Genomic DNA, 22,369 nt, shown 5'->3' with positions numbered 1-22,369 from the left:
GCCTTCAGAGTCGCCTGTGACGTACGGTCCTGTGGCCTGAGAGGTTCCGGGGAGGAATTGCCCCTTCGGCGCCCTGGGACGGGACTCTCCCGTACGGGTCGAACGGCGTGACCAGCCTACCCCGAGCGATGTCGGGGCGGGCGGAGCGTCCGTCAGTTGGCCTTGCGGGCGCGGCGCTGCGACAGCTCGTCGCCGGCGACGGGGACGTCGGCCTCGGCGCGCTCGGTGGGCAGCTCGTGGAGCGAGCCCTCGATCTCCTTCCACACCCCGCCGATGGCGATGCCGAAGACGCCCTGACCGCCCTGGAGCAGGTCGACGATCTCGGTGGCGGAGCGGCACTCGTAGACGCTGGCGCCGTCGCTCATGAGGGTGACCTGCGTGAGGTCCTCGGTGCCGCGCTCGCGGAGGTGGTCGATCGCGGTGCGGATCTGCTGGAGCGAGACACCGGCGTCGAGGAGACGCTTGATGATCTTGAGCAGCAGGATGTCCTTGAAGGAGTACAGGCGCGCGGTGCCCGAGCCGGTGGCCGAGCGGACCGTGGGCTCGACCAGGCCGGTGCGGGCCCAGTAGTCGAGCTGGCGGTAGGTGATGCCGGCGGCGTTGCACGCGGTCGGACCGCGGAACCCCGTGTCCTGGGGCATGGGCGCGAGGTCGTCGTCGAACAGCAGGCCCTGGGCGCTGGCGTGTGCCTGCGCCTCCGCTGCCTCGTCACGAGGTTCGATCATGTTCACGCCTTCCTGGCGGCCGGTGGACCGGCCTCCCACAACAAGAGAACCACACCACTGTGGTCTTGCGTACCCTCAAGTTAGACGTGAGAGTCTCTCGACGCACGCACCGCCACGCGTGTCGGCGGGTAAAAAGTCTCAACCCTCACTTGAAGGCTTCTCGAAGTCCTCGGGATCGACGTGGTCGAGGAACTCACGGAACTGCTGGACCTGCTCGTCCTCGTCGGGTGTCTGTGCGAAGCCGGCGACGTCGAGCACGTCCTCGGCACACACCACCCGGACCCCCGTGCGCAGGGCCAGCGCGATCGAGTCGGACGGGCGGGCGTCGACGACCGCTCCCCCGGCGAAGGCCAGCTCGGCGTAGAAGACGCCGTCGCGCACGTCGACGATCCGCACCTCGGTCAGCTCGTCGCCGAGGCCCTCGATGATCGAGGCCATCAGGGCGTGTGTCGGGGGCCGCGGGGCCACGGTGCCCTGCTGGGCGAAGGCGATGGCCGAGGCCTCGATCGCGCCGACCCAGATCGGCAGGTAGCGCGTGCCCTCGCGTTCGCGCAGCAGCACCAGCGGCTGGTTGGTGGGCATCTCCACCCGGACTCCGACGATGTCGAGTTCGCGCACGGCGACCTCCCTGTCAGGAACGCAGGCCGGCGCGCACGAGCACCGTGTGCAGACGCACGTTGAGCGCGGCCAGCTCGGCGAGGTTGGCGGCGGCACCGGACTGCTGGCGGGTGGCCGGCGGGACGACCTGGTCGAGCAGGCCCAGCTCGCGATCGGCGGCGCTGCGGAAGCCACGCAGGTGCCGCGGCTCGAGACCCAGCTCGGCCAGCTGGCCCACGAGGGACGCGACGACGAGGTCGTCGGTGTCGTAGTACCGCTGGTTGGGGCGGCGACGGATCAGCTCGAACTCCTCGACCTGGTCGAGGGTCTGCGCGTCGATCCCGGCGGCGTCCATCAGCTCCTCGCGGGTCATGCGGGTGGCCCCGCCGCCCTCGGTGACCGACTGCGGCGTGGGCGTGCCGTCGGCGGCGAGCGTCACCTGCGGCACGCGCAGGGTGGCGCGCAGCTCGGTGTCGGGCACCTCGCCGGAGTCCATCTGGTCGAGGACCTGCCGGATGTGGCTCAGCGGCCAGTACCGGTCCTTCTGCATGCGCAGCACGAATCGCAGCCGCTCGACGTCGCCGTAGCTGAACTTGCGGTAGCCGGAGGGCGTGCGGCGCGGCTCGACGAGACCCTGCTCGTCGTAGTAGCGGATGCGGCTCTGCGAGATGTCGGGGAACTCGCCGGAGAGCTCGGCGATCACCTGGGAGATGCCGAGCAGCGGTTCGCGCCCGGCCTCACTCGTGGTCACTGACCACCTTCGGAGGCCACGGTGCCGGGGAAGTAGATGAGGCGGTACTTGCCGAGCTGCACCTCGTCGCCGCCCGCGAGCGGGATGTCCCCGTCGATCCGGTCGCGGTTGACGTAGGTGCCGTTCAGGCTGCCCAGGTCGGTGACGACATACCCGCTCCCGCGCCGCGAGAAGGTCGCGTGACGGCGGGAGACGCTGATGTCGTCGAGGAAGATGTCGCTCGAGGGGTGGCGCCCGGCCGAGACGACGTCCTGGTCGAGCAGGAAGCGCGAGCCGGCGTCGGGGCCGCGCTGCACGAGGAGCATCGCGTTGCCGACCTGCAGGTTCTCGACCGCGAACACGTCGCCGGCCGACATCTCCTCGGTGTCGGCGTCGATGACCGGGATGAAGTTCGTCTCATCGAAACCGTCCGGCGTCGTCACCGCGATCAACTCCGTCTCAAGTAGAGCTTGAAGGTTTGCTCAAGTGGGGGTTCAAAGTTCCTTCGACCCCAAACCTAACACCCGCGACCCGACCGGTCAGCCGGTCACCAGAGCCGAGTACGCCTCGGCCGTGAGCAGGCCCGACGTGACGTCGTCCTCGCTCGTGCGGACCTTCAGGAGCCACCCCTCGCCGTAGGGATCGGAGTTGATCACCTCGGGGGTCGCCTCGAGCGCGTCGTTGCGGGCGATGACCTCGCCGGAGACCGGCGTGAAGACGTCGGAGACCGACTTGGTGGACTCCAGCTCGCCGACGACGGTGCCGCCGTCCACGGAGTCGCCCTCGGCGGGCAGGTCGACGTACACGATGTCGCCGAGCTGGTCCTGCGCGAAGTCGGTGATGCCGATGATGGCGACGTCGCCCTCGACGCGCACCCACTCGTGCTCGGCGCTGTAGAACAGGTCCTCAGGAATCATGGTCGTCCTCCATCTTCAGGCGATCAGTCGTTCGCGGGTCGAGCGTACTGGGGCTCGGGGGCGTCAGCCACAGCGGTCACACGCAGGCGCTGGCGCTTCTCGACCGAGACGTCTCCCCCGCGGCTCTCGACGCGATCGGCGAGCCCGCCGCGGAAGGTGACGGCGTCGGCGAGCGTCTCGGGGTCGCCGATCACCTCCATCACGTACGGGGGCTTGAGCACGCGGCCGCTGACGCGGACCCCGGCGTCGTCGTCGAGGAACCAGGTCTGGGCCACCACGCGGGCCACGCCGTTCAGGGCGATGACCTCGGCGCCGGCGTCACGCATCTCCTGCACCGCGTCGAGCAGGACCGAGGCGGTGACCGCGCCCGCCGGAGCGGTGATCGAGATCTCGATGCCCGATCCCTCGGCACCGACGCTGCCGGCGAGGATCGCCAGGGAGTTGGCGCGCTCGACCGCGGCCTTGCGGGCCTCGGCGGAGCTCTCGCTGGAGTCGCGCAGGTCGTCGCGGGACCCACGCAGGGTCTCGATCTGCTGCGACAGGCGCGTGTTCGTCGCGTCGAGCGACTTGAGCAGCTCGGCCAGCTCGACGCCACGCACACCGCTGAAGTCGTCGGTCTCGTCGTCCTGGCTCCACTGCACCGTCATGGTGAAGGCCAGCAGGCCCACGAGGAGCGCCACGATCCAGGCCGAGCGGCTGCGGAGGTCACGCATGGAAGATCAGCCTGCGGATGGCAGCGGAGTTGGCGAAGATCCGGATGCCCAGGACGACGATGACGCCGGTGGACAGCTGCGAGCCCACGCCCAGCTGGTCGCCCAGGAACACCATGAGCGACGCGATGGCCACGTTCGACACGAAGGAGACCACGAAGACGCGGTCGTCGAAGCGACCCTCGAGGAACGCGCGCGCGGCTCCGAGCACGGCGTCGAGCGCGGCGATGATGGCGATCGGCACGTACGGCTGGAGCGCGGTGGGCACCGTGGGCTGCAGCACGAGGCCGATCGTGACACCCACCACGAGACCGATGACCGGGATCACGAAGCGCTCCTCCTCAGGGGTTCGGCCGAGACCCTCAGCCGCGACTCAGGGGCAGCGGGCAGCTCGACATCGTCTGATCCTCGCACGGCGAACCTGATGCCATCGGCTTCGGCACGCGCGGCCAGGTAGCGGCCCGACGGCCCCTGCTCCCACTGGTTCTCGAGGGTCTCCTGGTCGCCGATCGCCTCGATCACGACGGGTTCGGTGACCGATCGGTAGTTCACGGTGATCGCCTCGCCCGCCGAGCGGATCGCCGACGTCGACGTGAGCCGGTGCCCGCCGACGGCCACCGCCTCGGCGCCGGCCAGCCACAGGCCGTTCACGATGAGCTGGACGTCGCTGTCGGAGAGCTCGCCGCCGGGCCGGTCCTCGTTGGCGGACGACTCCACCGTGAGCTCGATGCCCGGGCCGACGACCGCCGTGGACCCGGCCGCGACGCGCAGCGCCTCCGTGCCGGGACCGTCGACGACGGACTCGGCCTGGAGGTCGGCGATCTCGCCCTGCAGCCCCTCGACGGTCTCCTGCTTGCTCGCGACGAGGTCCTCGCGCACGCGGATGTTCTCGATCAGGGCGTTGCGCTCGACCTCGGTGGCCGGCCGGTCGATGCGGGTCTGGACGGCAGCCACGGTGATCATGAGTGCGAAGACCGCCACGGCGACTCCGGCGAGCAGCTTCGAGACCTGGCCGGGCGCGGTGTCGTGGGCGGCGTAGTAGTCGTCGTCGAGCGCCGTGGCCGCGAGCCGGTCGAGGATCGACTCGGCCTCCCGGACGGAGGAGGCCTCGTCGGTCCGCTCGCTCATCGCGACCGGGGGGTCGAGGCCAGCAGCCGCCGCACCTGCACGGCGTACAGGATGCCCGCCCACCAGTAGAGGCTGACGCCCCAGATGGTGAACGCCCAGCCGAAGACGCGCGCGAGGTTGGCCACCGCGCCGTCACCGTCGCCGAGCAGCAGCAGCGGGAAGGCGTAGAGCAGTCCGGCGGTGGCGGCCTTGCCCAGGAAGTGCACCGGCAGGGCGCTGAAGCCGCGCGTGCGCAAGAACGGCACGAGGGAGAACAGGACCACGTCGCGCAGCGGCAGGATCACGGCGAGCCACCACGGGATGATGTCGCGCAGGCCCAGGCCGACGACGACCGCGAGGATGTAGAGCCGGTCGGCCACGGGATCCAGGACCGCGCCGAGCCGCGTGGTCTTGCCGGTGGCGCGGGCGATCTTGCCGTCGAGGTAGTCGGTGATGCCCGAGACGACGAGCACGCCGATGGCGAGCAGGTCGGCCTCGGGGACGAGCACGAGCCACAGGAAGACGGGCACCAGCAGGATCCGGATGGCGCTCAGCAGGTTCGGCACCGTGAACAGCTCGCCGCTGAGCGAGGGCTTCTCGGGCGTGGGCTCCTGCGCGGCCTTCGGCAGCGGCGCGGGGCGCGCCTCGGGCGACGGTTCCACCGGCGCGGGCGCCGGATCGGCTCGCTCGGAGCGCGAGTCGGCCTCGGAGGTCGCAGCGACCCCGATCTCCTCCTCGCCCTCGATCCGGCGAACGCGCTTGCCTGCCACGGCCACAGCCTACCGGCGAGGGTCCCGCGATCCGGGCCGACCTTGCCTCGGGGAACACAACTGACAGACTGAGGCTTGTACCCAACGAGGACTTCACTCACAACGACCAGGAGGACGCGTGGCCGACTACACCCTGCCCGATCTGCCCTACGACTACGGGGCACTGGATCCCCACATCTCCGGCAAGATCATGGAGCTGCACCACAGCAAGCACCACCAGAACTACGTCAACGGCCTCAACACCGCCCTCGAGAAGCTCGAGGAAGCGCGTTCGGTCCAGGAGTTCGGCACGATCAACCTGCTGGAGAAGAACCTCGCGTTCAACCTCGGCGGTCACATCAACCACTCCATCTTCTGGAAGAACCTCTCCCCGGACGGTGGCGACAAGCCGACCGGTGAGCTGTCTGCTGCCATCGAGGACAACTTCGGCTCGTTCGATGCCTACCGGGCGCAGTTCGAGCAGGTCGCCCTCGGCATCCAGGGCTCGGGTTGGGCCATCACCGCGTGGGACACGCTGGGTCAGCGGCTGGTCATCGTCCAGCTCTACGACCAGCAGTCCAACATCCCGGCGACGCTGATCCCGATCTCCCAGCTCGACATGTGGGAGCACGCGTTCTACCTCGACTACCTCAACGTCAAGGGCGACTACGTCAAGGCGTTCTGGAACATCGCGAACTGGGCCGACGCCCAGGAGCGCTTCACCGCGGCCACCAGCGGCGGCCAGATCCTCTTCTGACCCGCTGCCCCGGTCGGGGCGAACCACACGACTGCCCGGTCACCTCGCGGTGACCGGGCAGTGGTGTGTCCGGGGTGCGTCAGCGACGCGAGGCGTCGTCGCGCAGGCCGGCGAGGTAGGCGTTGTACTGCTCGAGGGCCGCGTCGTCGTCGCGGTCGGCGGCACGGTCCGACCGGGTGGCCTCGCGCGAGTCCGACCGGAACCACTGGACGAAGATCGCGCCGATGACCAGCAGGAGCGGGATCTCCCCCATCGCCCACGCGATGCCGCCGCCGAGGTACTGGTCCTGGGCGAGATCGGTGAGGTAGGGACGCTCGAGCGCCTGGTAGTACGACTCCGCGATGACGACGTTCGAGGACATCAGCGCCACGGAGAAGAAGGCGTGGAACGGCACCGAGAGCATCAGCACGCCGAATCGGGCCAGCGGGCTGAGCCGCACCGGCGAGGGGTCCACGCCGATGATCACGTAGTAGAACAGGAAGCCCGAGAGCAGGAAGTGCAGCTCCATGAAGGCGTGACCCGTGTGCGAGCGCATCATCGACTCGAACAGGCCGGTGTAGTAGACGGCGTAGAGCGTGCCCAGGAAGATCACGGCCGCCACGATCGGGTTCGTGTAGAAGCGGGAGACCCGCGAGTGGAGGGCGTCGCGCAGCAGCGACCGGGGCGAGTGCTCGCCGGGGCGGCGGGGGCCGGGCAGCGTGCGCAGGGCGAGGGTCATCGGGGCGCCGAGCACCAGGAAGATCGGCGCCACCATCGACAGCATCATGTGCGACACCATGTGCAGGCTGAAGGCGACGCTCGAGTACTGGCCCAGCCCGCCGAACGTCGCCCACGCGACGATGGTCAGGCCGAGGAACCAGCTGATCGTGCGGCCGACGGGCCAGGAGTCGTTGCGACGGCGCATCACCAGCAGGCCGGCGACGTAGAGCGCCGTGCCGAAGCCGACCACGGCCAGGCCGATGCCGTCGGGGTAGAAGCCGAACAGGATCCGTGTCACCGTCGGCTCGGGCGGCAGGGAGCGGCCCAGCAGGAGCTCGGCCGGGGTGGTGAGCACGTCCTCCCCCACCGGGGTGGCGGTGCGGCCGAGGACTACCGCCAGCGCGAACGTCACGGTCATCAGGGCGACCTCGAGGATCGCGAAGCGCGCGAAGCCCGCGCCTCGCGAGCGCAGCCGCCGCCGCTGGGCCACGCCGATGGCCCCGAGCCCGATGAGCGCGACGGCCTTCAGGATCACCAGGACCCCGTACGTGGAGTCCAGTCCCCCGAGCGAGCCGAGGTTGACCGAGGCGCTCACCACGCCCGAGACCGCGACCACGACGAAGCACCATGCGGCGAGGGTCGAGTAGCGGGCCACGGCGTCCTCGAGGCGTCGGCTGCGGCGCAGCGCCACCCAGCCCAGGGCGATCAGGCCGCCCACCCACAGCACGACGCCGACCAGGTGCAGCACGAGGCTGGCGGTCGCGAGCATGTGCGAGCCGGACGAGGCCGAGTGCCCGGTGAGCCCGACCGCGGAGATGCCCAGCAGCGCCACGCCCACGCAGATGGCGAGCTGGCGCACCGAGAAGGTCCAGGAGGTCCACAGCGCCACGACGAGCGCTGCGAGCGCCTGCGCGAGCAGACCGCGGCCGGTGGCGAAGACCGAGGCGAAGTCCCACAGCTGGCCGATGCCCACGTCGTGCATCGGGCGGGCGTAGAGATCGGCGACGTTGGCCCAGTAGAAGACCAGCGACGCGACGAGCCAGCCCCACGCGGTGCGCGACGCGATCCGCACCGCCTGCACCGAGAGACCCTCGAGCCGGTCGCCCGAGGGCAGCAGCACCACGGCCACCAGCAGGAAGCCGACCGTGGCGGTGGCGAGCAGGTTCGACAGGAAGCGGGAGATCGGGATGGCCCATCCGACGACCGGCCCGGGGTCGGGCAGGCCCACGGGCACGGGCTGCGGGCTGGCGCCGCTCAGGACGACGACAGCGACGAGCGCGACCAGGCCCAGGCCGCCGACCGCAGCGGCGAACGGGAGACCCGGGCGGTCAGGGACGGTCATCGTCGGACGACGTCGAGCGGCGGCGGAGCACGGTGGCGCCGCCGATGGCGAGCACCACGACGACCACGAGGGCGCCGAGCACCAGCGGCGAGGACCACACCGAGTCGTCCTTCGCGTCGGCCGAGGTCTCGGCGGGATCGGCGGGATCGGCCGAGATCTCCTCGGAGGGAACGGTCGTGGGGGTTCCCTCGTCGGCCGGCGCCTCGTTGGCGACGGCGTCGGGGTCGGTGACCGTGAAGCGGGTGGTTCCGATGATGGGGTGGCCATCTACCGAGACGACGCGATAATTGACCTCGTACGCGCCATCGGGTGCTTCACTCGACGGCGTGACGACGACTCGCGGACCGTCGACCTGCACCTCGGCATCGACGGCCTTCCCGTCGACGCTCACGCCCACCTCCGACGGCTCCCGCAGGTTCTCGGTGAAGGTCAGCACGACTCGCTCGGGGACGGCCTCCAGGCGAGCTCCGTCCGTGGGGTCCGAGGAGATCAGGGACGTGTGCGCTCGGGCAGGCACCGACCATCCGAGGATGACCGCAGTGACGAGGAGCACAAGAGAAGTCAGACGCACTCCTTCAGCCTATCCGGCGGTTGTTCGGAGGGTTTCTGGCCCTTCGGGACCAGAGTCGATGGCACGACCAGAGTGACTGATGGGGATTGTGTGAACAGGAGGTTGGGGCACGTGGTTCACTCACCCGTGGAGGTGTCACACGTGCGTCTGACTCGGGTCATCGCGACAGTGACGGTCACGCTCGCCGCTCTGGCGCTGCCGACCGCCGCTCACGCCGTCGACCCCACGCCGTCCCCGACCACCGGCCCGAGCGGCTCCACGCCCTCGCTGGACGTCCCCGATCCGCTCGCGATCGCGCCGAGCGCCGTCACCGAGCTGACCACCCTCGCCCTGCGCTACGAGGCCAACCTCAGCGTGGCCGAGGACCGCCGCAAGGAAGCCGTCGAGCGCCAGCGCGACGCCGACCGGCAGCGCACCATCGCCCGCGCCTACGTGGCGCAGGTGGTCGAGTACGCGATGTCGCCGAGCGGCGACCCCTTCGCCCAGAAGCTCACGGCGCTCGCGGCGGCGGAGAACCCCGAGGACCTCATCACCGGGATCTTCAGCACCGAGCAGGTCACCGAGGCCCAGGAGGGACACCTCGGCGACGCGAAGCGGGCGTTCGACGCGGCCCAGGTGCTCCAGGCCCGCGCCGACCGCGCCACGAAGATCGCGGAGAAGGCCGAGGCCAGCGCGGCCCGTCAGCTCAAGCAGGTCGGCAAGATCGCGAAGCAGCTCGGCCTCGGCGCCTCGTCCACGCCCGCGGGCCTGCCCCAGACCCGCGTCGAGCAGGAGTCCTGGAACACCGCCTCCACCACGGCGTGGAAGCGCTACACCCGGCAGCTGACCCGGCTCGGCGTCAAGGCCCCGCCGGCGGGACGCCTCAAGGCCACGCGCGGCGTCGGCAGGGCCACGGTCGGCTCCACCACCGTCGAGGTGCTGCCCGCCCAGACCATCCGCATGATCAACGCGCTGGTCGGCCGGATCGGCGACGACTACGCGGCCAGGAACGCCTCGGGCGCCTGGAGCTGCGGCGGCCTGCTGCAGGTCGAGGGCGGCTACGACCTCAGCGGCACCCCGGCCCAGCTGTACGCCCGCACGGTCAAGGTCCGGAAGGCGCAGATGCTCCGGGGCGACCTGGTCTTCTCGGCGAACAAGGCCTCCGGCATCCACCACGTGGGCGTCTACATCGGCGGCGGCCGCATGATCGACGCTCCGGCCACCCGCGGCCAGGTGGGCGTCTCGAGCGTTCCGGAGAAGCCCTACGCCATCACCCGCCCCGCGCTGGGCACGGGCCGCAACACGCCTCCGAAGGGCACCGCCTCCTCCCCCACCACCATCTGCAACGCCACGAAGGCCACCGCGGCCACTCGCCAGGGCTGGACCTTCCCGCTCAAGCAGGGCACGTACTCGATCTCGGCCGGCTTCGGCATGGGCGGCAGCATGTGGCAGTCCACCCACACCGGCCAGGACCTCGCCGCACCCGCCGGCACCCCGATCTACGCCTCGCGCGGCGGCGTCGTGAAGCTGGAGGAGATCGGCTGGGCCGGCACGCTCGTCACGGTGTCGCACCCCGACGGCACGGCCGAGCGCTACGCGCACTCCTCCAAGGTGCTCGTGCAGGACGGTCAGACCGTCAACGCCGGCGACGAGATCGCCCTGGTCGGCTCCCGTGGCAACTCCACGGGCCCGCACCTGCACTTCGAGATCCAGGTCGACGGCAAGTTCATCGACCCGATGCCGGTGCTAGTTCAGTACCTGACCAACAGCGGCGCCGGCAAGGGCTGGGGCGGCTACAGCAACGGGCAGGTCCCCCGCGGCGTCCTGTGCGCCACCGGCGACACGATGCTGCGCTGCGACGTGGCCAAGCGGGCCAAGCGCCTCGCGGCAGACTTCCGCGGCAAGTTCGACGAGCCGCTGGAGTTCCGTGCCGGGTACCGCGACATCGTGGGCCAGATCCAGCGCGGTCCCGAGGGCACGCTCGTCGACATCCCCGGCACCTCGCCCTTCGGCTGGGGCACGCGCTTCGAGCTCGGCTCGCTGAAGAAGGCCGAGCAGGCCTGGGTCGCCAAGCGCGCCCGCGCCCTGGGGCTCAAGGCCGAGGGCGGCAACGCCTGGTCGCTGCCGACCGCCTGACCGTCGCGGAGGTTTGGCCGGATCCCTGCGGGTGATGGCGCTCAAGCGCTGGAGATCTGTCGGAGCGTCGCGGTTGGATGGATGTCAGGACCACGAGGACAGGACGGTCATGACAACGCAGCCGACCACCACCCAGCGAGCCGACGTCTCCCCCGCCGCCCTGTGGTGTGCGCTCGGGGTGGTCTACGTCGCGTGGGGATCGACGTACCTGGGGATCCGGGTCGTGGTCGAGGACATGCCCCCGCTGATCTCGGCGGGAGCCCGCTTCCTGACGGCCGCCGTGCTGATGGGGACGTTCCTGGCCCTCCGGTCGGGTCCGCGGGTGCTGCGGGTCCGCCCGCGGGAGCTGCGGGGAGCGGCCATCGTGGGCGTCCTCCTGCTCGGCGGCGGCAACGGCGGCGTGGTGCTCGGCGAGCGGACAGTGCCCTCGGGGATCGCGGCGCTGCTCGTCGCGATGGTTCCCCTCTGGCTGATCCTGCTCCGCTTCGCCAGTGGCGCCCGCCCGCGGCTGCTCACGTGGGCCGGGGTCCTGGTCGGATTCGTCGGTCTCGCCGTGCTCGTGCTCCCCGGTGGCGGCGCCGGCGGCACGACCGCCGGGATCCTGATCATCGTCGGTGCCTCGCTGAGCTGGTCGGTCGGCTCGTTCATGTCCCAGCGGATGCCGATGCCGGCGAACCCGTTCGTCGCCACGGTGTGGGAGATGCTGGCCGCCGCGATCGCGCTCCTGGTGATCGGCACGGTGAGCGGAGAGCGCCTGGGTGACTTCGGCGATGCCTCGACGTCGTCGTGGATCGCGCTGGGGTACCTCGTGGTGTTCGGGTCGATCGTCGCCTACTCGGCGTACGTGTGGCTGCTGCAGAACGCGCCGCTCTCGCTCGTGTCGACCTACGCCTACGTGAACCCCGTGGTCGCGGTGCTGCTCGGCGCCCTCATCCTCGCCGAGCCGCTCACCGGCGCGATCGTCACCGGCGGCGCGATCGTCGTCGTGGGGGTCGCGCTGGTGGTCCGGGCCGAGCGGCCGCGACCGGCATGACGAAAGGGCCCCACCGCAATGCGGTGAGGCCCCTCCGTTCGGTGCGTCAGGCCTCGTCGAGGTCCTGGGCGACGCGACGGTGCGCCTCCCAGATGCGCTCGGGCAGTCCGCCGAACTGCTTGAGGTGCTCCTCGCGCAGGCCGATCTCCTGCTTCCAGCGGTCGACGTCGATCGACAGGAGCTGGTCGAGGGTGGCGTCGTCGATCTCCAGGCCCTCGAGGTTCAGCTCGTCCTTCGTGGGGACGACGCCGACGGGGGTCTTCGTGCCGGTGACACGGCCCTCGCGGAAGTCCATCATCCACAGCAGGGCGCGCAGGTTCTCGCTGTAGCCGGGCCACAGGTAGCCGCCGTCGGCGTCACGCTGGAACCAGTTCACGTGGGCGAACAGCGGCTTGTCGGTGACCTGGTCGAGGATGTCGAGCCAGTGCTGGGCGTAGCGGCCCTCGGGCAGCGCCAGGAACGGACGCATCGACATCGGGTCGTAGCGCAGCTGGCCGGCCACGCCCTCGGCCGCGGCGGTGGCCTCGGCACCCAGCGTCAGGCCGTCGTAGACGCCCTCGGCCGGGTCCTCGATCGCGCGGATCAGCGGCTCGCGGTCGCGCGTACGGCCGCCGTAGATGATGCCGTCGATCGGCACGCCCGCCGGGTCGTTGTAGTCGGGCGACTCATTCGGGACGTTCGTCATCGTCGACGTGAAGCGGCAGTTCGGGTGGGCCCACACGTGGGCCTTCGAGCGCTGCTCGTCGGCCGGACGCTCGGAGATGAGGTGGCCCTTCCAGTCGCGCCAGCCCTCGACGTCCTCGGGGTAGTCGGGCGACTTGCCCTCCCACCAGGTCTCGTGGGTGTTCACGTTGTACGCCGTGTTGGTGAAGATGGCGCCGGTGCCCTCGCGGACCGCGGCGAGCGCGTTCGGGTTGGTGATCGCGTTGGTGTCGATCGCCACGCCGAACACACCGAACTCGGGGTTCATGCCGTAGAGCTTGCCGTCGTCGCCGACCCACAGCCACGCGATGTCGTCGCCGAAGAACTCGACGTAGTAGCGGTCGCCGAGCACGCCCGGGGCCACCATCATGGCGAGGTTCGTCTTGCCCGAGGCGCTCGGGAAGCCGCCGGCGATGTGGTACTTCTTGCCGGTCTCCTTGTCCTGGATCGCGATGAGCATGTACTGCTCGGCGAGGAACTTGCGCGAGGCCCAGCCGTCCCAGTTCGCCTGGCGCAGGCCGTGGGCGATCTTGCCCAGCAGCGCGTTGCCGCCGTAGGACGAGCCGAAGTGCAGGATCGTGCGCTCGTCGGCGACGGTCACGAAGTAGCGCTTGTCGTCGGGGGTGCCCTGGCCGAGGTTCTCCAGGTCGCCCGTGACGTGCACGGCGCGCACGAAGCTCTCGGGGTCGTTCAGGTTCTCGAACAGGTCGACGCCCACGCGAGCCATGCGGATCATCTGGAGCACGACGTTGCGGTTGTCCGTCAGCTCGATGCCGGCGGCGTAGGCCTCCAGCGGCGAGCCGGGCGCGGCCATCAGGTAGGGGATGACGTACATCGTCTTGCCCTGCGAGGCACCCGTCATGTTGCCGATGACGACGGGCTTGATCTCGTCGGCGTGACGCCAGTTGTTGTAGACGCCCTGGTCCGCCGGGTCGCTGGTGGCGACGATCGTCCGCTCCTCGGAGCGTGCCGTGTCCTTGTGGTAGCTCTGCGAGTAGTAGAGACCTTCACCGGCCGGCTCGAGCTCGCCTGCCTCGAGCGCCTCCTGGAGGAGCCGCGCGTCATCGCTGGCGCTGACGACCTCGATGCGATCGGGCTGGGTGACCCCCGCCCAGTGCTTCACGAACTCATGGACGTGGGGGTTCTTCAACCCCGCCTCGTCCAGGACCTTGTCCACGTCGACCATCGGTCTGCCTGTTCCTCTCCTGGACCAGCCCGCCGGCCGGTCCGGTCCCGTCGATGTTCCGTCCCGTGCCGACGGACATTTCCGACGGCACGATCCCGGAGATTACCGCGACCCTACCGCGCCTTCGGTGCCATCCTCCGGCGGGCCCTGTGGGGAATGCCACACCACGAAAGGGTCACAGTCGCGTGACCACGCGGTCCCGGTCGAAGCGACGGACGGCGAGGTGGAAGACCACGAGATCGCCCACCACGGAGAGCAAGCCGACCACCACGACGACCCGCCCGTCGAAGGCCAGGGCCCCCGCCGCCTGCGACATGATCAGGATGATCACGGGCAGCACGAGCAGTCCGGCGACGGCCTGGGCGCCCTGCAGCGTCGAGGCGCGGTGCGAGATCAGGACGATGCAGCCGATGGCGAAGAACGACACCAGCGGGGCGATCACGCCGACGAGCGCGAGCCACGTACCGGTCGGGAAGGACCAGCCGTGCTGCCAGGGGCGGGCGGACGCGGAGACGACCACGGTGAACAGCGCGGTGGACAGCCAGGTCACCAGCACCGCGGGCACCCACGAGACGAGGATCTTGCCGATCACGAGCTCGCGGTCGGTGAGCGGCGTGAAGAGCAGGCCCTCGAGCGTGTCGCGCTCCTTCTCCCCCACGAACGCCGCGGTGGCCAGCACCGTCGCGATCACGACGGGGATCATCAGGAAGATCGGCGCCATGAAGTACTCGACGACCGCACGGGTCGGGTCGGCGGCCACGTGGGGCGGCAGGCCGTCGAGGTAGGAGGTGAGGAAGTCGAGCCGTGCCAGGGCCTCGGGGCGGCTCGTGGCCGCGATCAGCGTGGCGGGCAGCACCAGCGCGAAGACGATCGGCAGCATCACGATGGGCAGGAGGGTCTGGCGGTTGCGGCGCAGCTCGATCCAGTCCTTCGTCACGAGCGCGCGGACCCGGCCGGCGTTCACGCCTCCTCCCCCGCCAGCAGCGCGAAGTAGAGGTCGTGCAGCGAGGGCGCCGTGCTCTCGGGATCGGGCACGGCGACTCCCTCCGCCCTGAGCCCGGCGACGACCCGCTCGGCGATCTCGCGCTCCGACACGCGGATGACGTACTCGCGGTCGGGCCAGTGCGAGGCCACGAGCTCGGTGACCTCGCCCGCCGCCACGATGCGCCCGCGGTCGAGCATGACCACGTCGTCGCACAGCTGCTCCAAGCCGTGCAGCTGGTGGGTGCACAGGACGATCGTCGTGTCCCCGTCGGCGCGGAGCTTCGCGAGGTGACCCAGCACGTCGAGGGCCGCTTCGGGGTCCAGGCCCGCGGTCGGCTCGTCGAGGAAGATCAGCTCCGGCCCCGGCAGCAGGGCCCGCGCGATCTTGGCCTTCTGACGCAGGCCCTTGCTGAGCGAGCCGACGGGACTGTCACGGCGGTCGGAGAGGCCGACGACCTCGAGCACCTCGGACAGACGCCGCTCGGTGACGGAAGGACCGAGTCCGTGCAGCGCACCCCACGTGCGCAGGTTCTCCGCGACGGTCAGCCGGTGGTAGAGATTGGCCTCGGTCTGGACGCCGATCCGCGCACGCAGTCGCGGCGCCGACTCGGGAGTCACGGCCTCGCCGAAGAGCTCCACGGTGCCCGAGGTGGGCCGGAGCAGGCCGGTCAGCATCCGCACGGTCGTCGACTTGCCCGAACCGTTCGGCCCGAGGACACCGAGCACCCGACCCCTCCCCACGACGAGGTCGAGATCGGAGACGGCGACGCGGTCGTCGAAGACTCTCGTCAGGGCTGTCGCGCGGACCACGGGTTCGGACGTCACCTGAACATCATGGGTGGTCGGTCCCGGATCGTCATGCGGTTGGGCTCATCCCGGAGGCACGACTGCCTCGGCGCTTTGCCAGACTCAGGGCCGAAGCGTGAGCACCGACGGTCCACTCGGCCTCGGCGCCGCAGACCGAGAGCGAGGGACCCCCGGTGGACGCAACGCGATTCGCACCATCCGTCGCGCTGCCGCGCGCCTGGCACGGACTGACCGCCGCGACCGCTCTGGTGGCACTGCTCCTCCAGCTGGGACTGGTTTTCAGCGGCGCGTCCGTCCTGGTCGAGACCGAGCGCCCGGACCTGCCTGTCCGACTCGCGCGCTTTGCCGCGTACTTCACGATCCAGAGCAACCTGCTGGTCCTCGTGTCGGTGCTCGCCCTGGTGCGCGACCCTCGGGCCGACGGTCGGTGGTGGCGTGCGCTGCGCCTCGCCGGCGTCATGGGCATCACGGTCACGGGACTCGTGCACTTCTTCCTGCTGCGTCCGCTGCTGGAGCTCGAAGGCGCGAGCCTCGTGGCCGATCGCCTGCTGCATCTGGCGGTGCCGGCCCTGGCCGTCGTCGGCTGGGTCGTGTTCGGGCCGCGCGGCCGCATCGATCGTCACGCGACCCTCGTGGCCTTCGCCTGGCCCGTCGTGTGGCTGGTGGTGACGCTCGTGGTCGGGTGGACGACCGGCTGGTACCCGTACCCGTTCCTGGACGTCGCGACCTCGGGAGGCGCTGACGTGGCGATCGCCTGTGCGGGCATCGCCCTGCTGGTCCTGGTGTGCCTGGCCGCCCTGACGTGGCTGGACCGACGTCTCGACACGTGACTCGCGTCAGCGCAGCACCGTGGGCGGCTCGCAGCGAACGTCGTCCGGCACGGTCGGTGTGACCCGCTGGACGTCGCGGCGCAGCAACACGTCGAGTCCGCAGACGCCGGTGAGGCGGCGGTACCTCCGGTCGACGATCCGATCCGCGGCACCGCTGGTGATCCCCCAGCCCTTCAGCGACCCGTTCATCACGAGCCACGTCGGTGCGTCGTCGCCGGAGACGACGCGGGAGAACTCCTCGAGCGCGGAGTCGTCGGTGCGCACCGGCAGGCTCCACAGATGGGCATAGGGAGAGTCGAGCCCTGAGGCCAGGACGAGGTCCGGGCGGCCCCACGCGCTGACGACCGTGTCGCCGACCTCGGCGGACGCGGCGATCATCCGGCCGGCCCCGACGCGTCCGTCCACCGTGTCGACGGCCGGCAGCACGACGATCGCGCCGATCACCGTGGCCACCGCGGAGTAACCGAGGACGGCGGGCACGACGATCCTGGTGCGAGCCGCGATCAAGCCGGTTCCGACGGCGACGGGTGCGGCCAGCTCGACGAGGTAGTGGTTCCACCAGCTCCCACCGGCGAGCACCGAGAGGCAGCCGAACGCGGTGGCCGCCGCGGCGGCGAGTGCTGCGGGTGACCGGAAGCGGTCGGCGAGCGCAGCCAGGAGGACGCCGAGGACGAGGATCAGCTGACCTCCGAGTGCGGCGCGGCCCAGCATCTCGGCCGGTCGGCCGCCCGTGGCGCCCGGAGGTTCGTTGGCCATCACGTCGGCGGCTCGGAGGCGGAACGCGAAGAGCGCGTCGAAGAGCTGGACCGGGTCCGTGCCACGGGCCCACGCGGCCAGGACCGCAGTCACGGCCAGCAGGACGGCACCGGCGAGGGCCCAGGCGGCCAGTCGCACGGCCTCGCGGGCTCGGAGACCTCCCGCCGTGACGGTCAGGACCAGCAGGACCAGTGCGAAGACCGCGCCGTCGGCGTGGTTCTGCTTCGTGAGGACGGCACCCGCGAGCGCTGCTCCAGTGGCGAGCGCCCAGCGCGGTCCGGGCTCCTGCACGGCGCGCACCGCTGCGTAGATTCCCGCGGCGATCCACGGGGCGGCGAGCAGCTCGCCGTTGACCCGCTCGGCGCCGAGCCAGGGGCTCACCGTGAGGATCGCCGCCGTGACCGCGGCCCAGCGCGCGGCGCGAGGGCCGGCCAGGCGGCCCGCGGCGGCTGCGCACGCCACCACCGTCAGGACGACCGCCACCAGACCCACGAGGCGCAGGGTCACGACTCCCCCGGTGCGTGCCGCGAGCTCGGCCCACGCGATCAGCAGCGGAGGCCGGTCGACCCAGAAGTCGCCGTACAGCGAGTCCCCGGGGCCCCACTGACCGCCGACCAGGAGCAGGCCCGCCTCGTCCGGTCCGGGCAGGACCGCGAGGAACGGCAGTCGCACCAGCACGGCGGCCAGGACGACCAGCATCACGGCGCGTGGCGTCGTCATGGTGTGGGTCCCGTTTAGTCCTCGACGCGGGTGGCGGGATCCCCGTCGAACAGGCGCCCGTCGGGACGGCCCAGCGCCGTCAGCCGCTCCACCGCAGCCCTGTCGAGCTCGAGCTCCACGGCGGCCAGGTTCTGCCGCTGCCGCTCGACCGACGAGGCCTTCGGCAACGGCACCGTGCCCACCGCGGCGTGCCAGGCGAGCACGGCCTCCGCCGGGGTGATCCCGTGCTGGCGGGCGACGTCGACGACCACCGGGTTCTCGAGCAGGTCGCTCTTGCGGCCCAGAGGGCTCCACGCCTGGGTGACGATCCCTCGCTCCCGGTGGTGCGCCAGGGCGTCGACCTGGGGGAAGTAGGGGTGCAGCTCGATCTGGTTCACCGCGGGCAGGACTCCGGTCTCCCGCTCGAGCCGGTCGAGGTGCTCGGGCAGGAAGTTGCAGACGCCGATGTGGAACACGAGACCGCGCTGCTGCGCGTCGACCAGCGCCTGCCACGCCTCGACGTAGAGGCCGCGCGACGGGTTGGGCCAGTGGATGAGGTGGAGGTCGAGGTGGTCCAGGCCCGTGCGCAGGACGCTCTCCTCGATGGACGTCACCGCGAGGTCGTACGCGTGGTGCCGACCGGGCAGCTTCGAGGTGACGACGACCTCGTCACGGTCGACGCCGGAGCGGCGGACGGCGGTGCCGACGGCGCCCTCGTTCTCGTAGTTCATCGCCGAGTCCAGCAGGCGGTAGCCGGTGTGCAGCGCGGAGACGACCGCGTCCACGCCGCTCAGGCCGTTGAGCTTGTACGTTCCGAAACCGACGGGAGGCAGTGCGAGGCTCACGGCTCGACTCTAGGGCGACTCGGGCCCCTCGGCGCGGCTGGCACAGCGGAAGCCCAGGTTGCCGGACGCCGAGTCCGGGGTGTTGCGAGAGCGTGCGGCCACGCGGTAGCGATTGCAGTAGGAGTCGTGGCAGAGGAAGGACCCGCCACGCATGACCCGGGCCGTCCCGGACACGGGTCCCGTCGGTGAGGTCGGGGGCGACTCCTCGTAGTAACGCGCGTCGAACCAGTCGGCGCACCACTCCCAGACGTTGCCCACCATCTGGTGCAGTCCGTACCCGTTCGGCTCGAAGGCCGCTGCCGGCGCCGTGGCCAGGTGGCCGTCGTCACCGTGGTTGATCGACGGGAAGACGCCCTGCCAGATGTTGCACCTCCACTCGCCGCTCGGCTTCAGCTCGTCACCCCACGGGTACCGCCGGCCCTCCGTCCCACCGCGCGCCGCGTACTCCCACTCGGCCTCGCTCGGAAGTCGCTTCCCGGCCCACGCGGCATAGGCGCGCGCGTCGTTCCACGAGACCTGGACGACGGGGTGGTCGCCGCGGTCGGAGAGATCGGAGCCGGGACCCTCCGGTGCACGCCAGGTGGCTCCCTCCACGACCAGCCACCACGGTGTGTGGGCCGCGCGCCCCAGCACGTCGCGCGGGTCGCCCGCGAACGACGTTTCGAACACCGCGGACAGCCCCAGGTCCTCGGCGTCGGTGACATGGCCGGTGGCGTCGACGAACTCCGCGAAGGCGTCGTTGGTCACGGCGGTGGCGTCCATCGAGAAGTCGTGCAGCCGCACCGCGTGGACGGGCGTCTCGCCGTCGTTCGGGTCCCCGTCGCCGAACGGGTCACCCATCGACGTCACGCCGCCCGGGACCCTGACCTGCCGCACGCCCCGAGGACCCACGACGGGTGGGAGCAGCTCGACGTCGCGGTGCTTCGCGGACGCCCCCGGAAGTCCCGGGACGCAGCAGGGTGCGAGGCCTTCGTGGGTCATGTGCGCCATCCTCGGACGCCGACGGAAGCGCCGAATCATCCCAGGTGGATGACGAGACCCCGGTCCTGCGGGGACACGATGGCAGTCATCGACCGCCGCCCTCGGGTGGTCCCCGACGAACGGGTCTGCCCATGCCTGCGAATGACGACGCGACGCGACGCGATGTGCTGCCGGTGCCGGATCGGGCACCCGTCGGGCTGGTGACCTACGACGCCAAGGACCCGGACACGCGCCACGAGCCCATCAGGCCGATCCGCCCGCCGAGCGGCGCACCGAACGTGCTCGTCGTGCTGATCGACGACGTCGGGTTCGGTGCCTCGAGCGCCTTCGGAGGCGTCATCGCGACGCCTCATGCCGAACGCCTCGCCGCGGCGGGGCTGAAGTACAACCGGTTCCACACGACGGCCCTGTGCTCACCGACCCGCGCCGCGCTGCTCAGTGGCCGGAACCACCACACGGTGGGCATGGGCGGCATCACCGAGATCGCGACCTCGGCGCCGGGCTACGACTCGCGTCGTCCCAACACCTGTGCGCCCCTGGCGGAGATCCTCAAGCTCAACGGCTACTCCACGGCCCAGTTCGGGAAGTGCCACGAGGTCCCGGTGTGGGAGACGAGCCCGCTCGGCCCGTTCGACAACTGGCCCACGGGAAGCGGCTTCGAGTACTTCTACGGGTTCATCGGCGGGGAGGCGCACCAGTTCTACCCGGCGCTCTACGAGGGCACGACCCCCGTGGAGCCCGATCGCACACCTGAGGACGGCTACCACCTCATGGGCGACATGACCGACAAGGCGATCGGGTGGATGCGGCGGCAGAAGTCGCTCATGCCCGACAAGCCGTTCTTCGCCTACTTCGCCCCGGGCGCCACGCATGCTCCTCACCACGTGCCCGCCGAGTGGATCGACAAGTACGCCGGGCGCTTCGACGCGGGCTGGGACGTCCTGCGCGAGGAGATCTTCGCGCAGCAGAAGCAGATCGGCGTCATCCCCGCCGACGCGCAGCTCACGCCCCGCCCGGCCGAGATTCCCTCGTGGGACGAGATGCCCGACGAGCTCAAGCCGGTGCTGCGCCGCCAGATGGAGGTCTACGCCGCCTTCCTCGAGTTCACCGATCACCACGTCGGCCGGCTCCTGGACGCGCTCGAGGACCTCGAGGTGTTCGAGGACACGCTGATCTACTACATCATCGGAGACAACGGCGCCTCGGCCGAGGGAACCATGAACGGCACCTACAACGAGATGATCAACTTCAACGGTGCGGCCGCGCTGGAGACACCGGAGTTCCTCATGTCGAAGCTGGCGGACTTCGGCGGCCCCGACTCCTACAGCCACTACTCGGTGGGGTGGGCCCACGCGATGGACACCCCGTACCAGTGGACCAAGCAGGTCGCCTCGCACTTCGGCGGCACGCGCAACGGAGCGATCGTGCACTGGCCGCGCGGGTTCACGGCCGCCGGAGCCGTGCGCTCCCAGTTCGCCCACGTCATCGACGTCGCCCCGACCATCCTCGAGGCGGCCGGGCTGGCCGAGCCCACCTTCGTCCACGGCGTGCAGCAGACGCCGATGGAGGGGGTCTCCATGCGGTACTCGTTCGACGACGAGACCGCCGCGGACCGGCACGAGACCCAGTACTTCGAGATGTTCGGCAACCGCGGGGTCTACCACCGCGGGTGGACCGCCGTCACGCGGCACAAGACCCCGTGGCTGCTGATCGGCGAGGACGTGCCCGCCTTCGACGACGACGTCTGGGAGCTCTACGACACGAACACCGACTGGACCCAGAGCGAGGATTTGGCACAGACGCACCCCGAGAAGCTGCACGAGCTGCAACGACTCTTCCTCATCGAGGCGGTGCGCCACCAGGTGCTGCCGCTGGACGATCGAGCAGCGGAGCGCCTGTCGCCGGAGGTGAGCGGCCGGCCCCAGCTCGTCCGCGGCAACCGTCAGCGGCTCTACGCCGGGATGGGACGTCTCTCCGAGCACTCGGTGGTCAGCATCAAGAACGCGTCCCACGCCGTCACGGCCGAGGTCACGGTGGAGGACGACGCCCACGGCGTGATCATCGCCCAGGGTGGCAGCATCGGCGGCTGGACCCTGTACGTGAAGGACGGCTGCCTGCGGTACTGCTACAACCTGTTCGGCATCCATCGCTTCTACGTCGGCAGCGAGACGAGGTTGTCCGCCGGGCGTCACCAGGTGCGGATGGAGTTCGACTACGAGGGTCCGGGCCTGGGCAAGGGCGGCACCGTTCGCCTGTACGTGAACGGGGAGGAGGTCGGCGAGGGCAGGGTCGACGCCACCGCCGCGATGATCTTCTCCGCGGACGACACGTGCGATGTCGGACGCGAGGACGGTGCGCTGGTGGCCGACGACTATCCCGTGCCGAACCACTTCAGCGGCGAGGTGCACTGGGTGGAGATCGCGGTCGGCGAGGACGCCCAGGACGCGGACCATCACCTCTCCCCCGAGGAGATGCTGCGCATCGTGCTGGCGCGGCAGTGAGCAGGTGACCTCGAGGGAGGATCGGA

The 22,369-nt window shown here is 70.6% G+C and carries 22 protein-coding genes and 1 riboswitch; of the genes, 5 read left to right on the top strand and 17 right to left on the bottom strand.

Going from position 1 to position 22,369, the window contains the following annotated elements:
* Positions 1 to 14 precede the first annotated feature (14 nt).
* A riboswitch (glycine riboswitch) is annotated at positions 15 to 102 on the bottom strand.
* 50 nt (positions 103 to 152) lie between these two features.
* The 9 genes from B2363_RS04655 to B2363_RS04615 all read right to left on the bottom strand — a co-directional run bounded on the left by B2363_RS04655 (position 153) and on the right by B2363_RS04615 (position 5,556).
* On the bottom strand, positions 153 to 725 hold the full coding sequence (locus B2363_RS04655) for a MerR family transcriptional regulator (RefSeq protein WP_181755761.1): 573 nt from the start codon (positions 723 to 725) through the stop codon (positions 153 to 155).
* A gap of 138 nt (positions 726 to 863) precedes the next feature.
* Complete coding sequence (locus B2363_RS04650; protein WP_286928767.1) at positions 864 to 1,343, bottom strand: bifunctional nuclease family protein; 480 nt, start codon at positions 1,341 to 1,343, stop codon at positions 864 to 866.
* A gap of 13 nt (positions 1,344 to 1,356) precedes the next feature.
* Positions 1,357 to 2,073 (bottom strand): MerR family transcriptional regulator, encoded by a 717-nt coding sequence (locus B2363_RS04645; protein ID WP_286928766.1) that lies wholly within the window; start codon positions 2,071 to 2,073, stop codon positions 1,357 to 1,359.
* Entirely contained in the window at positions 2,070 to 2,459 is a 390-nt protein-coding gene (locus B2363_RS04640) for an FHA domain-containing protein (protein ID WP_231949073.1), read from the bottom strand. Before B2363_RS04640 ends, B2363_RS04645 begins: the two co-directional genes overlap by 4 nt.
* 132 nt (positions 2,460 to 2,591) lie before the next feature.
* Complete coding sequence (gene gcvH, locus B2363_RS04635; protein ID WP_078701086.1) at positions 2,592 to 2,969, bottom strand: glycine cleavage system protein GcvH; 378 nt, start codon at positions 2,967 to 2,969, stop codon at positions 2,592 to 2,594.
* A 23-nt stretch (positions 2,970 to 2,992) separates the two neighbouring features.
* Positions 2,993 to 3,682: a DUF881 domain-containing protein gene (locus B2363_RS04630; protein WP_286928764.1), complete on the bottom strand. Its 690-nt coding sequence runs from the start codon at positions 3,680 to 3,682 to the stop codon at positions 2,993 to 2,995.
* Positions 3,675 to 4,007: a small basic family protein gene (locus B2363_RS04625; protein ID WP_181755766.1), complete on the bottom strand. Its 333-nt coding sequence runs from the start codon at positions 4,005 to 4,007 to the stop codon at positions 3,675 to 3,677. The genes B2363_RS04630 and B2363_RS04625 overlap by 8 nt, the downstream gene beginning before the upstream one ends.
* Positions 4,004 to 4,807 (bottom strand): DUF881 domain-containing protein, encoded by an 804-nt coding sequence (locus tag B2363_RS04620; RefSeq protein WP_181755767.1) that lies wholly within the window; start codon positions 4,805 to 4,807, stop codon positions 4,004 to 4,006. The genes B2363_RS04625 and B2363_RS04620 overlap by 4 nt, the downstream gene beginning before the upstream one ends.
* Positions 4,804 to 5,556 (bottom strand): CDP-alcohol phosphatidyltransferase family protein, encoded by a 753-nt coding sequence (locus B2363_RS04615; RefSeq protein ID WP_313600932.1) that lies wholly within the window; start codon positions 5,554 to 5,556, stop codon positions 4,804 to 4,806. The genes B2363_RS04620 and B2363_RS04615 overlap by 4 nt, the downstream gene beginning before the upstream one ends.
* A gap of 118 nt (positions 5,557 to 5,674) precedes the next feature.
* Here B2363_RS04615 and B2363_RS04610 point away from each other — a divergent pair, with 118 nt between their 5' ends.
* Positions 5,675 to 6,292, top strand: coding sequence for a superoxide dismutase (locus tag B2363_RS04610; protein ID WP_181755768.1), 618 nt, complete (start codon positions 5,675 to 5,677; stop codon positions 6,290 to 6,292).
* A 79-nt stretch (positions 6,293 to 6,371) separates the two neighbouring features.
* Here B2363_RS04610 and B2363_RS04605 read toward each other — a convergent pair whose 3' ends face one another.
* On the bottom strand, positions 6,372 to 8,333 hold the full coding sequence (locus B2363_RS04605; protein ID WP_286928762.1) for a bifunctional copper resistance protein CopD/cytochrome c oxidase assembly protein: 1,962 nt from the start codon (positions 8,331 to 8,333) through the stop codon (positions 6,372 to 6,374).
* Entirely contained in the window at positions 8,320 to 8,850 is a 531-nt protein-coding gene (locus B2363_RS04600; RefSeq protein ID WP_206680007.1) for a copper resistance CopC family protein, read from the bottom strand. The genes B2363_RS04605 and B2363_RS04600 overlap by 14 nt, the downstream gene beginning before the upstream one ends.
* A 195-nt stretch (positions 8,851 to 9,045) precedes the next feature.
* Here B2363_RS04600 and B2363_RS04595 point away from each other — a divergent pair, with 195 nt between their 5' ends.
* Both B2363_RS04595 and B2363_RS04590 read left to right on the top strand, forming a co-directional pair.
* Positions 9,046 to 11,019, top strand: coding sequence for a peptidoglycan DD-metalloendopeptidase family protein (locus tag B2363_RS04595; protein WP_286928760.1), 1,974 nt, complete (start codon positions 9,046 to 9,048; stop codon positions 11,017 to 11,019).
* Positions 11,020 to 11,128: 109 nt separating this feature from the next.
* Positions 11,129 to 12,052, top strand: a complete 924-nt coding sequence (locus B2363_RS04590; protein ID WP_286928759.1) for an EamA family transporter — start codon at positions 11,129 to 11,131, stop codon at positions 12,050 to 12,052.
* 46 nt (positions 12,053 to 12,098) lie between these two features.
* On the opposite strand, the gene B2363_RS04585 is transcribed toward B2363_RS04590, so the two are convergent.
* The 3 genes from B2363_RS04585 to B2363_RS04575 all read right to left on the bottom strand — a co-directional run bounded on the left by B2363_RS04585 (position 12,099) and on the right by B2363_RS04575 (position 15,749).
* A complete protein-coding gene (locus tag B2363_RS04585; protein WP_286928758.1) occupies positions 12,099 to 13,940 on the bottom strand; it encodes a phosphoenolpyruvate carboxykinase (GTP) in 1,842 nt (613 codons plus the stop codon).
* A gap of 175 nt (positions 13,941 to 14,115) precedes the next feature.
* Complete coding sequence (locus tag B2363_RS04580; RefSeq protein WP_286928757.1) at positions 14,116 to 14,904, bottom strand: ABC transporter permease subunit; 789 nt, start codon at positions 14,902 to 14,904, stop codon at positions 14,116 to 14,118.
* Positions 14,901 to 15,749 carry an ABC transporter ATP-binding protein gene (locus B2363_RS04575; protein ID WP_286928755.1) on the bottom strand — a complete coding sequence of 283 codons (849 nt, stop codon included), beginning with the start codon at positions 15,747 to 15,749 and terminating at the stop codon, positions 14,901 to 14,903. Before B2363_RS04575 ends, B2363_RS04580 begins: the two co-directional genes overlap by 4 nt.
* 155 nt (positions 15,750 to 15,904) lie before the next feature.
* On the opposite strand from B2363_RS04575, the gene B2363_RS04570 reads away from it, so the two are divergent.
* Entirely contained in the window at positions 15,905 to 16,561 is a 657-nt protein-coding gene (locus tag B2363_RS04570; RefSeq protein WP_286928754.1) for a Pr6Pr family membrane protein, read from the top strand.
* 6 nt (positions 16,562 to 16,567) lie between these two features.
* On the opposite strand, the gene B2363_RS04565 is transcribed toward B2363_RS04570, so the two are convergent.
* From B2363_RS04565 to B2363_RS04555, 3 genes are read right to left on the bottom strand one after another with little or no spacing between them, the layout of a single operon-like run.
* Positions 16,568 to 18,037 carry a glycosyltransferase family 39 protein gene (locus B2363_RS04565; RefSeq protein ID WP_286928753.1) on the bottom strand — a complete coding sequence of 490 codons (1,470 nt, stop codon included), beginning with the start codon at positions 18,035 to 18,037 and terminating at the stop codon, positions 16,568 to 16,570.
* A gap of 14 nt (positions 18,038 to 18,051) precedes the next feature.
* Positions 18,052 to 18,861, bottom strand: coding sequence for an aldo/keto reductase (locus B2363_RS04560; protein WP_286928752.1), 810 nt, complete (start codon positions 18,859 to 18,861; stop codon positions 18,052 to 18,054).
* A 9-nt stretch (positions 18,862 to 18,870) separates the two neighbouring features.
* Entirely contained in the window at positions 18,871 to 19,842 is a 972-nt protein-coding gene (locus B2363_RS04555; RefSeq protein ID WP_286928750.1) for a formylglycine-generating enzyme family protein, read from the bottom strand.
* Between the two features lie 131 nt (positions 19,843 to 19,973).
* On the opposite strand from B2363_RS04555, the gene B2363_RS04550 reads away from it, so the two are divergent.
* Positions 19,974 to 22,343, top strand: a complete 2,370-nt coding sequence (locus tag B2363_RS04550) for an arylsulfatase (protein WP_286928749.1) — start codon at positions 19,974 to 19,976, stop codon at positions 22,341 to 22,343.
* The last annotated feature ends 26 nt before the right edge of the window (positions 22,344 to 22,369 follow it).

The sequence above is a fragment of the Aeromicrobium sp. UBA7512 genome (assembly GCF_002476985.1).
Taxonomy (GTDB): Bacteria; Actinomycetota; Actinomycetes; order Propionibacteriales; family Nocardioidaceae; genus Aeromicrobium; species Aeromicrobium phoceense.
This window is presented reverse-complemented; position numbering and strand designations above follow the sequence as displayed.